The organism is Stenotrophomonas sp. 57, from assembly GCF_030291075.1.
In the GTDB taxonomy this organism is placed as follows: Bacteria; Pseudomonadota; Gammaproteobacteria; order Xanthomonadales; family Xanthomonadaceae; genus Stenotrophomonas.
In genome coordinates this window covers 1,977,704-1,989,816 of record NZ_CP127407.1, presented here as the reverse complement: position 1 = coordinate 1,989,816, position 12,113 = coordinate 1,977,704, and the positions used below count along the sequence as shown (strand labels likewise).

Sequence of the window (12,113 nt, the reverse complement as noted above, 5' to 3'; positions counted from 1 at the left end):
TCGGCTGCTGTTTGCCGCGAAGCGCAGCCTAGCGTGGGCTCGGCTCTACACAAGAAGCGGGCTACCTTGCGCCGTCCAGCGCCTGCCGCAGCGAGGCCACGGTGGCGGTAGCGGTCTGGCTCCAGTCCGGGTCCAGCCCGCGCAGGGCCGGGTTGTGGAACTGCATGGCCGAGCGCCGCAGTCCCTTGGCCGAGGCGTGCAGTTCGGTGCAGCCGGTCCGTCGCGCAACGGCCGCGATGTTGGCCGGACCCAGCCCGGCACCTGCCATCACCGCAATACGTCCGGCGGCCTGGGTAACCAGCCCCGCCAGGACATCGGCGCCGGCCTCGGCGCTGACCTGGCCGCCGGACGTCAGCACACGCTGGCAGCCGAGCCCGATCACCTGCTCCAGCGCCGCCGACAGATCGCGAGCCGCGTCGAACGCGCGATGGAAGGTCACCTGCAACGGCCCGGCGGCCTGGACCAGCTCGCGGCACAACGCCACGTCAACACCGCCTTGCACATCCATCGCGCCGATCACCACGCCATCGCACCCCAGCGCGCGGCACTGCGCGATGTCACGCAGCATCAGTTCGGTTTCCAGTGCGTCGTAGTGGAAGTCGCCCGGGCGCGGCCGCACCAGCACGAACAGCGGGATCGACAGGCGTTCGCGTGCGATCGCGATGCTGGCGAAGGACGGCGTGGTGCCGCCCTCGGCCAGGTTGTCGAACAGTTCGATACGGTCGGCGCCGCCGGCCTGCGCGGCCAGCGCCGAGGCCAGCGAGTTGCTGGCGATCTCCAGGGTCAGGCGCGTGCTCACGCCTGGGTGCTCGTGTAGATCGACGGCGAGTCGCGCAGGTCATCCTGGCGCTGCGCATCGCACACGGCGTAGACGAAACCGCGATGCAGCGCGTAGGCGCCCACCTCGCCCTGCTTGTTCATGGCCAGGAAGCACACCTGCAACGTTCTGCTCGCTTCCGGGCGCTTGCGCACCACGCGGACGATCGCTTCGCGGCAGGCCTGCGCCGGCGAGCGCCCCTGGCGCATCAGTTCGACCACCAGGAACGAGGCGGCGTTGCGGATCATCTCCTCGCCCACGCCCGAGGCAGTGGCTGCACCGACGTCGTTGTCGACGTAGAGGCCGGCACCGATGATCGGGCTGTCGCCAACGCGACCGTGCAGTTTCCACGCCATGCCACTGGTGGTGCAGGCACCGGCCAGATGGCCCTTGGCATCCAGTGCCAGCATGCCGATGGTGTCGTGGTTGTCGCTGTTGCCGGGAATACCACGGCGCTCGGCATTGATCTGCGGCTGGTACTTCTCGGTCTTCAGCCACTCGCGCCAGGCCGCCTCGGCCTGCGGCGTCAGCAGGTGCTGGCGTTCGAAGCCCTGCTGCACCGCGAACTGCTGCGCGCCGTCGCCCACCAGAAGTACATGCGGGCTGTTCTCCATGACTTTGCGGGCCACGGACACCGGATGCAGGATGTCGACCAGCGCGGCCACCGCGCCACAGCGGCCATCGCCATCCATGATGCTGGCATCCAAGCTCAGCACGCCGTCGCGATCCGGATTGCCGCACTGGCCGACGGTGGGGTTGCACAGCTCGCTCTCGGCCCAGCGTGCGCCCGCTTCCACCGCGTCCAGCGCGCTGCCACCCTGCGCCAGCACGTTCCATGCGGCCTGGTTGGCCGGTACGCCGAAGTCCCAGGTGGAGACCACCCGGGCCCCACCCTGCGTGCGTCCCTGCACGCCCGGCAAAGCCGCCATGCCTGCGGCCAGTGCACCGGCCTGCAGGAACTGCCTGCGATCCACCATCTTCCCCTCCCAGTCTGCAATGCACCGCCGGCCCGATGCCGGCCGTGCCGATCAGTCGTGCGTGGGCTGCCGTGCGGCGTGCCAGACCGCTGCGCCGAGCACGCCCAGCTGGCCGTGTTCCACGCGCCACACCGGCACCTGGCGCAGCACTTCGGTCAGCACGCCCTTGTTGAGGAAGCGCTCACGGAAGCGGCCGTCGGCCAGGAAATCCTGCACGTGCGCGGAAATGCCGCCGGCCAGGTACACCGAACGTGCACCGACGGCGATCGCTGCGTCGCCCGCCAGGCTGCCCAGCCAGGCACAGAACACCTGCAGCGTCTCCACGGCCAGCGCATCCTCGCCGCTGCGGGCGGCGCCGATCAGCGCCTCGGTGCTGGTCCACACCGGGGTGGACCCGCGCAGCTCGCACAGGCACGGATACAGGTTCATCAGGCCACTGCCGGACAGCACACGCTCGTTGTCCACATGCGGCCAGCGCTGCAGCAGCTTGCCCAGTACCTGCAGTTCAAGCGCGTTGCCGGCGCCAAGGGAAGCATGGCCGATCTCGCTGGCCAGCACCGGGCGCTCGCCATCAGCGAAACGCAGCGCGGCGCCCAGGCCGGTACCGGCACCCAGCACCAGTGCCGGGAACGCCTGCGCCGGATCGGCGTCGCCGTTCAGTGGCACCAGGGTGTCCGGCTGCAGGTACGGGATGGCCAGCGCCACCGCTTCGAAATCATTGATCAACTGCAGCTCATGCAGACCGGACTGCGCGCGGGTGGCCGACAGCGAGACCGTCCACGGCAGGTTGGAATTGATCAGCACATCGCCATCGAGCAGGCCGGCGATGGCCACCACCGCGGTCTGCACTGGCTGGCTGAGGCCTGCGGTGAAATCAGCAAGGATCGCCGCCAGGCCGGGATGCTCGGCGCACGCGTAGGTGCGATGGCTGCCCAGCCGCGGCGCCTGGCCGGGTTGCGTTTCCGCCAGGGCGAGGCGGGCGAAGGTGCCGCCGACATCGGCGACAACGAGACTGCGCGGAAGACCGCCGCGGGCGGAGTCGGAGGAAACCGGGGACGCTGCTGCGATGGTCACGCTGGCCTGCTTGGATCGATTGAATCGCCCCGATTCTCAGGCATCGGGGCGGCTTTGCCTAGCGTGACAGTGGTTCAGGTTGGCCTACATGCCTTCCTGTTCGGCCACCTGCACACCATCCACCAGCACCCGCAGCCGCTGCGGGCGGAAACCGGCGAACAGCAGCGGCCGGGTACGCTCGACAAGCACTTCATGCCCGGCGATGTGGCGCAGCCACGACTGTACCAGCGAGAACGAGAAATGCGTGCCCGGATGCCACGGATGCTGCACCCAGACCTTCTCGGTGGCGCTCTGCAGCAGCATCGCGCCAGTGAACCAGTGGCGGCTGAGGGTCACCGGCGTAGTGCCGGCCATGAAGCGGATATCCATGCGGGGTCCTTTCGCTGGAGAGGCCTTGCGGCGTATCAGGGCTGGGCAGTCTGCAGGCTGTAGCTGCTGGTGGCGGTGAACACCGCGCCATCGGGCTGGGTGGAGCGTACCTCGACCTTGTGGCTGCCCACCGCCAGATCCGTCGGCAGCGCGCCACGCCACAGGTGAGGCGATGCGGTGGCCTCCGGCGAACGATCGTAGCCGCGCAGGCTGCCAGCCAGATCGTCGGCCACGTTCTCCACCATCAGGCGTGGATCGGGCTGGCTGACCTGCTTCATCGGCTGCCAGGCGCCGCCGTCGACGCGGTACTCGACCACGCTGGCATCCTCGCCCATGTAGACGTTGGCATAGATGCCCCACGCCGGATAGGCGCCCTGGCGCAGCACTTTCGGTGCATGCAGGCCGATCTGCTCGCTGGCCGGCTTGCCTGCCACACGGTACTGCAGCCTGTAGCTGCCATTGCCGGCGACATCCAGCAGCGCATAGCCCTTCGGCGTGCCATCACTCATGGTGCTGTCCGGCACGCCGGCGGCATCCTTGACCCCCGACCAGAACGCGCCGCAGTTGGCGCCGACGTTGTACTCGTGCAGCGGCTTGTCACCGTTCCAGCCTTCGGTTCTGCCGTGGTAGACGTGCTGCTGGGTGTGGCTGTGGCCACTGAGCACCAGCACGTTGCGGAAGTCCTTGAGCAGGTCGAACAGGCGCTGGCGGTCGGCATGGCGGAAGGTCTCGCGCCCTGGCGCCGCGTCGAACAGCGGGATGTGCATGCCCAGCACCAGCAGGCGGTCCTTGTGCAGGCCCTTCAGGTAGCTGGCGAGGAAGGCGAACTGATCTTCGCGCAGGCCACCAACGTACTTCGGCCTGGCCTTCGGGTCATACACCACGTCATCGAGGAACACGAAACTGGCGCCGCCCTCTTCCACCGCGTAGGTATCGGGGCCATAGATGTTGCGCCAGCTGTCCAGCGAATGCTCGTCGCTGGCTGCGTCGAAATCGAGGTCGTGGTTGCCTGGCACATGGAACCACGGCACGCCCAGCGAGGTGGTGACCTTGTTGATCGCCGGATACAGGGTGAGATCGTCGTTGACGATGTCGCCCAGCGTGGTGCCCAGGCGCGCCCTGGTCTGGCCGGCCAGCGGCGCCACGATCGACTGCTGGTAGTAGCCGATGTCCTTCAGGCTGGCGGTCTGCGAATCGGTGAACACCAGCATCTGGAAACCACGGCGGCTGTCATGGCGGTCCGGCTGCAGCGCGAAATCCCAGTTGCGGGTGACGTCGCTGGTCGCGGCGATGCCGCCGTACTTCAGCGCAGGCGAGCCGTTCGGGCGGTAGTGGCGCCAGAACGACGGCAGGCCATCGGTCGCTTTCAGGAAGGCGTAGGCATCCGGCTTGATCACGAACACGGTCTGGCCGTCACGCACCGGAAGGCTGTAGCTGCCATCGGCGGCGGTCTTGACGATGGTCTCGCCGTTGGAGACCTGCACCCCGGCCAGCCCCGGATCGGTGGCACCGCGGCCCGGCTTGCCGTCGCGCTCCAGATAGACCTTGCCAGTGACCACGGTGTCCGCGGCCCAGGCCGGCGAGGTCAGCAACAGGCAGCACAGCCAGGCGGCAGGCAGTTTCATGGGACGGTCCGGTAAAGAAAGACCGCCTATTGTAGATTCCGTTGATGACATCGCGCACGCGGTGGCGCATGCGCCCTGTAGAGCCGAGCCCGTGCTCGGCTGGCTTGAAGCTCCAGAGCAGCCGAGCATGGGCTCGGCTCTACAAACCCCTCAACGATGGCGCTTTTCCAGCACCGCCCGCGCATCCTCCAACGACAGCCCGCGCGCGCGCAGCAGCACCAGCAGGTGGTACAGCAGGTCCGAAGCCTCGCCGAGCAGCGCCTCGTCATCCTGCGCCACCGCCGCCAAGGCGGTTTCCACGCCCTCCTCGCCCACCTTCTGCGCGATGCGGCGGATGCCGCCCTCGAACAGGCTGGTGGTGTAGCTGCCCGGTGGCCGCTGCGCCTCGCGCATCGCCACCAGCTGGCCCAGCCCGCCAAGGAAGTCCTTCGGCGCGCCATCGAAGCAGCTCTCCGCACCGGTGTGACAGGTCGGCCCGGCCGGGCGCGCCATCACCAGCAGCGTGTCGGCATCGCAGTCCACGCTGATCGACTGCACCACCAGCACGTTGCCGGACTGCTCGCCCTTGGTCCACAGCCGCTGCTTGCTGCGGCTGAAGAAGGTCATGTGGCCGATGGCCAGGGTCGCCGCCAGCGATTCGGCGCTCACATAGCCCAGCATCAGCACCTGCAGGGTATCGGCATCCTGCACCACCGCAGGCAGCAGGCCTTCGCCCTTGCTCCAGTCCAGCGCCTGCAGCGCATCCAGTGACGGCTTCACTTCAATAGACATCCCGCACCTCGATCTGCTGCCCGCGCAGGTAGCGCTTCAATTCCGGAATGGCGATGGCGCCGCTGTGGAACACGCTGGCGGCCAGCGCGCCATCCACATCGGCCTGGTCGAAGGCTTCGGCGAAGTGCTCCATCGCACCGGCGCCGCCGGAGGCGATCAGCGGCACCTGGCACAATGCCCGCGCCTGCTGCAGCTGCACGACATCGTAGCCACGGCGCACGCCGTCGCTGTCCATGCAGTTCAATACGATCTCGCCGGCACCACGGCGCTGCGCTTCGACGATCCAGTCCAGGGTACGCAACGCCACTGCCTGGGTCTTGTCCGGGTCACCGCTGAAGCGGCGCACCCGCCATTGCCCATCGGGCTCGCGCACCGAATCGACGCCCACCACCACGCACTGTACGCCGAACTCGTCGGCCAGCTCGGTGATCAGTTCCGGGCGCCCCAGCGCGGGCGAGTTGATCGACACCTTGTCGGCACCGGCAAACAGCACGCGCCGGGCGGTCTCCACGCTGTCGATGCCACCGGCCACGCAGAACGGGATATCAATCAGCCGTGCGATGCGCTCGATCCAGGCCACGTCCACCGAACGTGCCTCGGGGCTGGCGCCGATGTCATAGAACACCAGCTCGTCGGCGCCCTGGTCGCGGTAGCGCTGCGCCAGCTCGGCGATGTCGCCCATGTCGACATGGTCACGGAAACGCACGCCCTTGACCACGCGGCCAGCGCGCACGTCCAGGCAGGGAATGATGCGGCGGCTCAACATGCCAGCGCCTCCGCCAGGTCCATGCGCTGTTCCAGCAGCGCCTTGCCGAGGATCGCACCGCCGCAGCCCGCACTTCGCGCTTCGGCAACATCGGCCACGTCACGAATGCCGCCAGAAGCCTGCACCGCCACGCCCGGCAGCAGTGCCGACAGGTGCTGGTAAAGGCTGATGTTGGGCCCGGCCAGCATGCCGTCACGGGCGATGTCGGTGCACAGCAGGTGGCGCATGCCGGCGCGCGCGTAGCGGAGGGCGAGGTCGTCCAGCGTCACCCCGGCGCTCTCGGTCCAGCCGTGCACAGGCAGCTGCCATTGGCCCTGCGCATCCTGGCGGGCATCCAGCGCAATGGTGATGCGCTCGGCACCGAACTCCTCCAGCCAGCCGACCACTTCGTCGGGGCGACGTACTGCCAGCGAACCGACCACCACGCGGGCGGCGCCGCCATCGAGGATGCGCGCCACGTCGTCGCGGCCGCGCACGCCACCGCCGGTCTGAACCTGCAACGGGGTCTGTGCACGAATGGATGCCAACAGCGGCGCCAGCGTGTAGCCACCGGCACGTGCGGCATCCAGGTCCACCAGGTGCATCCACTGCGCGCCCTGCGCAGCAAAGGCCTGCGCGCGCGGCAGGGGGTCGTCGCCATACGAGGTTTCCTGCGCGTAGTCGCCCTGGCGCAGCCGCACCACGCGGCCATCGCGGATATCCAGCGCGGGGTAGACGATGAAACTCATGCAGCGGTGCCCTCGAGGAAATTGCGAAGCATCAGCGAGCCGGTCTCGCCGGAGCGCTCGGGGTGGAACTGTGCGCCGTAGTAGCGCCCCTGCTCCACCACGGCACTGAACAGGCCGCCGTGATCGCAGGCTGCGACGGTGTGGGTATTGAGCGGCGCCGCATAGCTGTGCACGAAATAGGCGCTGGCGCGCTCCGGTACGCCGCGCAGCAGCCGCGATTCGCGCAGCGGCAACAGCCGGTTCCAGCCCATGTGCGGCACGCGGATGCCGCAGGCCGGCACCAGCTTGCGCACCACGCCGGGAATCAGCCCCAGTGTCTCCACGCCCGCTTCCTCGGAGCGTTCGAACAGCAGCTGCATGCCGAGGCAGATCCCCATCAGCGGCACTTCCAGCCGTTGCAACGGCTCGACCAGGCCCTGCGCGTGCAGACGCTGCATACCGGGACCCGCCGCGCCGACGCCGGGCAGGATCACCCGCTGCGCGCCAACCAGCCCATCGGCATCGCGCACCAGCCGAACGCTGGCGCCGAGGCGTTCAAGCGCATAGCGCACCGAACCAAGATTGGCACCGCCCGCGTCGATCAGCGCAACGTCACTCACAGCGCCCCCTTGGTGGTCGGCAACGCCGTGCCCTGCCGGGCCAACGCCGGCCGCAGCGCGCGCGCCAACGCCTTGAAGCAGGCCTCCACCTTGTGATGGTCGTTGTCACCGCGTACCTGCAGGTTGAGGTTCAACCCGCTGGCATCGCACAGCGAACGGAAGAAGTGCGGCACCAGCTCGGTCGGCATGTCGCCCACCCGCTCGCGCTTGAACTCGCCTTCGAACACGAAATACGGCCGGCCGCTGAAATCCAGCGCAGCGCTGGCCAGGGACTCGTCCATCGGCAGGGTGAAGCCATAGCGGCCGATGCCGCGCTTGTCACCCAGCGCTTCGCGCAGGGCCTGGCCCAGGGCCAGCCCGGTGTCCTCGATGGTGTGGTGCTCGTCGATATGCAGGTCGCCCTCGGCCCGGATGTCCAGGGCGAAGCCGCCGTGCTTGCCGATCTGCTCCAGCATATGGTCGAAGAACGGCAGGCCGGTGTGGATGTTGGCATCGCCGGCACGGTCCAGGTCCAGTTCGACGTGGATCTTCGTCTCCTTGGTGTTGCGCTGGACCACGGCAGTACGCGGTGCATCGGCCAGGGCATGGGCGATACCGGCCCAATCCCACTCGCCGCCGAACTGTTCGGTGCGCAGCTGGAAACCCCGGATGTTGAGGTTATCGGCGAACTGCAGGTCGGTGAGGCGATCGCCGACCATGCCGGAGCGCGCCCAGTCGATGCTGCGGTCCTGCAGGTAGGCTGTCATCAGCCCGATGCCCGGCTTGCGCGTGGGTGCATTGTCCTGCGGCCAACTGCAGTCGATCAGCACGTCACGGAAGCGGATGCCCTGGCTTTCGAAGATCTGCAGCATCAGGTCGTTGGGGCCATCGAAGCTGGCGCGCGGGTAGCTTTCGCTGCCCAGGCCATCCTGGTTGGTGACGATCACGAACTGGTAGCCGGCATCGCGCAGCTTCAGCAGGGCCGGGATCACCTGCGGCACGAAGCGCAGCTTTTCGTAGGCGTCGATCTGGAAATCGGCCGGCTCCTCGATGAGGGTGCCGTCGCGATCGATGAACAGGATCGGGGTCATGCTGCGGCCCTCCGCGCCGACAGGGCCGCAAGCACGCGGTCGTTTTCTTCGGGGCTGCCGATGCTGATGCGCAGGGCATCGCCCAGCTGCGGCGCGGCGCGCTGGTCACGCACCACCACGCCAGCCGCCAGCAGTGCATCGAATGCGGCCTGCGCATCGCTGAAGCGAACCAGCAGGTAGTTGCCGGACGAGGCATACACGCGGCGCACGCCGGGCAGGCTGGGCAACGCTACGCGCAGCCGCTCGCGCTCGGCGATGACCGTCGCCACGCGCTCAGCGGTGCGTGCCAGTGTGGCCGGTTGCAGCGCCTGCACCGCCAGTTCCGCACAGGGCGTCGGCACCGGGTACGGCGCCTGGCAGCGGCGCAGCACGGCAATCAGTTCCGGAGCTGCGATCAGGGTACCGATGCGCGAGGCGGCAAGCGCGTGCGCCTTCGACAGCGTGCGCAGTACCGCAAGGTTGGCGTGCGCAGCCAGCAGCGTGGTTGCCGACGGACGCTGCGCGTACTCGACGTAGGCCTCGTCCACCACCACCAGTGCCTGCCCGCGCAACGCCACCACCACGCGCTCTACCTCGTCCAGGCTGATATCGCTGCCGGCCGGGTTCGACGGTGCACACAGGAACACCAGCTTGGCATTGCGCGCGGTGGCGGTGTCGATCACCGCATCCAGATCAGCACGCAGGCCATCCTCGCTGTCCACGAGCGGCACTTCAATCAGTGTGGCGCCTTGCAGGCGTGCGCAGACGGCGTACATGCCGAACACCGGCGGCGTGACCAGCACGCCATCGCGGCCCGGCACGCACAGCGCGCGCACCAGCAGATCGATGGCCTCGTCACTACCGCGCCCGATCAGCAGCTGCTGCGGCTGCACGCCATACAGTGCGGCCAGGCCTTCGCGCAGCGCCAAGGGCTGTGGTTCGGGATAGCGCCGGCTGCTGCCTGCACCATCAGCGGGATTGGCCCAGGCCGACTCATTGGCGTTCAACCAGACCTCGCCCTGCACCGCCGCACTGCGCGCCGAGGTGTAGCCGGCAAAGGCCTGCAGGTCCGGGCGCACCAGTGCCAGCACGTCATCAATGGCGGTGCTCATGCGGCAGCCTCCATGCGCAGGGCGACCGCACGTTCGTGCGCGTCGAGGCCCTCGGCACTGGCGATGACGCGCGCGCAGGCGCCGATCGCGGCCAGGCCGGCGGCGCTGGCGCTCTGCACGCTGATCAGGTTCTGGAAGCTGGCAACGCTGACGCCGCTGTAGGCACGCGCGGCACCGGCGGTCGGCAGCACATGGTTGGTGCCGCTGCAGTAGTCGCCCAGTGCTTCGGGGGTGTAATCCCCCAGGAACACCGAGCCGGCCGCCTGCACCTTGTCCAGCCATGCGCGCGGGTCGCGCAGGGCCAGGATCAGGTGCTCGGGCGCATAGCGGTTGCTGATCGCGAAGGCTTCGTCCAGCGAATCGACCTGGATCAGGCGCGAGGCCGACAGCGCCTGGCGTGCGATCTGCTGGCGCGGCAGCACGGCCACCTGGCGCTCCACTTCGGCCTCGACCGCCGCCAGCATCGCCGCATCGTCGGTCAGCAGCAGCACCTGCGAATCCGGGCCGTGCTCGGCCTGCGACAGAAGATCGGCCGCCACGAACGCCGGATTGGCACCGGCATCGGCGATCACCAGCACTTCCGACGGACCTGCCGGCATGTCGATGGCGGCGGCGCCATCCTGTGCGACCTGCTGCTTGGCTTCGGTGACGAAGCTGTTGCCGGGCCCGAACAGCTTGTCGCAGGCGGGAATGCTGTCGGTGCCATAGGCCATCGCGGCAATCGCCTGCGCGCCGCCGAGCTTGAACACGCGCTGCACGCCGGTCAGCCGCGCGGCCACCAGTACCGCAGGATCTGCCGTGCCGTCGGCGCGCGGCGGCGTGCACAGGACCACCTGCGGGCAACCCGCCAGCTGTGCCGGCACGCCCAGCATCAACGCAGTGGACGGCAGCGGCGCGCTGCCCGCTGGCACGTACAGGCCGACCCGGCCGATCGGCCGCAGCATGCGCTCGCAGACCACGCCGGGCGCAGTCTCCACCGCATAGCCCTTGCCCATGCCGGCCTCATGGAAGCGCGTGATGCGCTCGGCAGCTTCGACCATCGCCTGGCGCAGTTCGGCCGGCACCGCCGCTTCGGCGGCCGCGAACTCGGTTTCGGACACTTCAAAGGCGACCAGCTCGACACCGTCGAAACGTGCGGTGATCTCACGCAGCGCGTCGTCGCCCTGCGCCCGCACCTGCGCGATCAGCGCCGCCACCGCGTCGCGGGTCTGTTGCGCCACGGTCTGCACTGGGCGGGTCAGTGCCGCGCCACGTGCGGGCTCGTCAAGTTGCGACCAGATCAGACGATTCATGCCAGCGACCGCTCCACGCTCAACACCATCAGGCCCTGCGCGCCAGCGCGCTCCAGTTCTTCCATGCGCTGCCAGCTCAACGGGCCGGGGCACATGGTCTGCAGGCGCAGCGCACCGCCATCTGCAGGCAAACGCACCAGCGGTTCGGCATCGGCCAGCAGCTGCGCCAGCGCGTCCACGCGGTCCTCGCTGGCGCGGAACATCAGCAGCTTGCGATCCTGCCTCTGCACCACGCCGTCCAGGCGCCGCAGCAGCATGCTGCGCAGCCCGGCGCGGGCATCGTCCGGCACGCGTACTGCACCGGCCAGCACGGCTTCGCTGTCCAGCAGGTTGTGCACCGGGGTGAGCTGGTTGGCGCGCAGGGTGGCGCCGCTGGACACCAGGTCGCAGATCAGTTCGGCGGTGCCCAGGCGCGGGGCGATTTCCACCGAGCCGGAGAGTTCAACCACCTGCGCGTCCACGCCCTGCTCGGCCAGCCACTGCTTGAGGATGGCCGGGTAGCTGGTGGCGATGCGGGTGCCGGCCAGCTGCGCCGGGCCTTCCCACTGCCATTCTTCGGGCACGGCCAGCATCAGCCGGCACTGGCCGAAGCCCAGCCCGCGCAGGGCCTGGTAGGCGTCTGGCAGGCCGATCTGGCGGCGTGCGGCGGCCTGCTCGTCCAGCTCGTTGCGGCCGACGATGCCGAGGTCGCAGACGCCGTCGGCGATCAGGCCAGGAATGTCGTCGTCGCGCACCAGCAGCAGGTCCACCGGCAGCGATTCGCCGTAGCAGAACAGCTTGTCGCGGCTCTCGCGCCAGCTCAGGCCACAGGCACTGAGCAGGTTGCGGGCGGGCTCGGCCAGCCGGCCGCTCTTCTGGATGGCGATTCGCAGCCGGTCGCGTGCCGGCGCTGCCTGGGTTGCACTCATGGGGGAGGTCTCGAAGTTCGGAACGG

At 68.8% G+C, this 12,113-nt stretch carries 13 protein-coding genes; all 13 read right to left on the bottom strand.

Annotated elements, in window-relative coordinates; translation table 11 throughout:
* Positions 1-61: 61 nt before the first annotated feature.
* Positions 62-799: a copper homeostasis protein CutC gene (locus tag QP512_RS09215; RefSeq protein ID WP_286071821.1), complete on the bottom strand. Its 738-nt coding sequence runs from the start codon at positions 797-799 to the stop codon at positions 62-64.
* Positions 796-1,794: a N(4)-(beta-N-acetylglucosaminyl)-L-asparaginase gene (locus QP512_RS09210; RefSeq protein WP_286071820.1), complete on the bottom strand. Its 999-nt coding sequence runs from the start codon at positions 1,792-1,794 to the stop codon at positions 796-798. The genes QP512_RS09215 and QP512_RS09210 overlap by 4 nt, the downstream gene beginning before the upstream one ends.
* Positions 1,795-1,845: 51 nt before the next feature.
* Complete coding sequence (locus QP512_RS09205) at positions 1,846-2,868, bottom strand: glucokinase (protein ID WP_286071819.1); 1,023 nt, start codon at positions 2,866-2,868, stop codon at positions 1,846-1,848.
* A gap of 84 nt (positions 2,869-2,952) precedes the next feature.
* Positions 2,953-3,237, bottom strand: a complete 285-nt coding sequence (locus QP512_RS09200) for a hypothetical protein (protein ID WP_006436871.1) — start codon at positions 3,235-3,237, stop codon at positions 2,953-2,955.
* A gap of 35 nt (positions 3,238-3,272) precedes the next feature.
* Positions 3,273-4,862 (bottom strand): calcineurin-like phosphoesterase family protein, encoded by a 1,590-nt coding sequence (locus QP512_RS09195; protein ID WP_286071818.1) that lies wholly within the window; start codon positions 4,860-4,862, stop codon positions 3,273-3,275.
* A gap of 150 nt (positions 4,863-5,012) precedes the next feature.
* Positions 5,013-5,633 (bottom strand): bifunctional phosphoribosyl-AMP cyclohydrolase/phosphoribosyl-ATP diphosphatase HisIE, encoded by a 621-nt coding sequence (gene hisIE, locus QP512_RS09190; protein WP_286071817.1) that lies wholly within the window; start codon positions 5,631-5,633, stop codon positions 5,013-5,015.
* The gene (gene hisF, locus QP512_RS09185; RefSeq protein ID WP_286071816.1) at positions 5,623-6,399 is read right to left on the bottom strand and encodes an imidazole glycerol phosphate synthase subunit HisF; all 777 of its coding nucleotides are present in this window, start codon (positions 6,397-6,399) and stop codon (positions 5,623-5,625) included. Before hisF ends, hisIE begins: the two co-directional genes overlap by 11 nt.
* A complete protein-coding gene (gene hisA, locus QP512_RS09180; protein ID WP_286071815.1) occupies positions 6,393-7,127 on the bottom strand; it encodes a 1-(5-phosphoribosyl)-5-[(5-phosphoribosylamino)methylideneamino]imidazole-4-carboxamide isomerase in 735 nt (244 codons plus the stop codon). Before hisA ends, hisF begins: the two co-directional genes overlap by 7 nt.
* Positions 7,124-7,726, bottom strand: coding sequence for an imidazole glycerol phosphate synthase subunit HisH (gene hisH / locus QP512_RS09175; protein WP_286071814.1), 603 nt, complete (start codon positions 7,724-7,726; stop codon positions 7,124-7,126). The genes hisA and hisH overlap by 4 nt, the downstream gene beginning before the upstream one ends.
* On the bottom strand, positions 7,723-8,796 hold the full coding sequence (gene hisB / locus QP512_RS09170; protein ID WP_286071813.1) for a bifunctional histidinol-phosphatase/imidazoleglycerol-phosphate dehydratase HisB: 1,074 nt from the start codon (positions 8,794-8,796) through the stop codon (positions 7,723-7,725). The genes hisH and hisB overlap by 4 nt, the downstream gene beginning before the upstream one ends.
* Entirely contained in the window at positions 8,793-9,887 is a 1,095-nt protein-coding gene (gene hisC, locus QP512_RS09165; RefSeq protein WP_286071812.1) for a histidinol-phosphate transaminase, read from the bottom strand. Before hisC ends, hisB begins: the two co-directional genes overlap by 4 nt.
* The gene (gene hisD / locus QP512_RS09160) at positions 9,884-11,179 is read right to left on the bottom strand and encodes a histidinol dehydrogenase (RefSeq protein ID WP_286071811.1); all 1,296 of its coding nucleotides are present in this window, start codon (positions 11,177-11,179) and stop codon (positions 9,884-9,886) included. The genes hisC and hisD overlap by 4 nt, the downstream gene beginning before the upstream one ends.
* A complete protein-coding gene (gene hisG / locus QP512_RS09155; protein ID WP_286071810.1) occupies positions 11,176-12,087 on the bottom strand; it encodes an ATP phosphoribosyltransferase in 912 nt (303 codons plus the stop codon). Before hisG ends, hisD begins: the two co-directional genes overlap by 4 nt.
* Between the last annotated feature and the right edge of the window lie 26 nt (positions 12,088-12,113).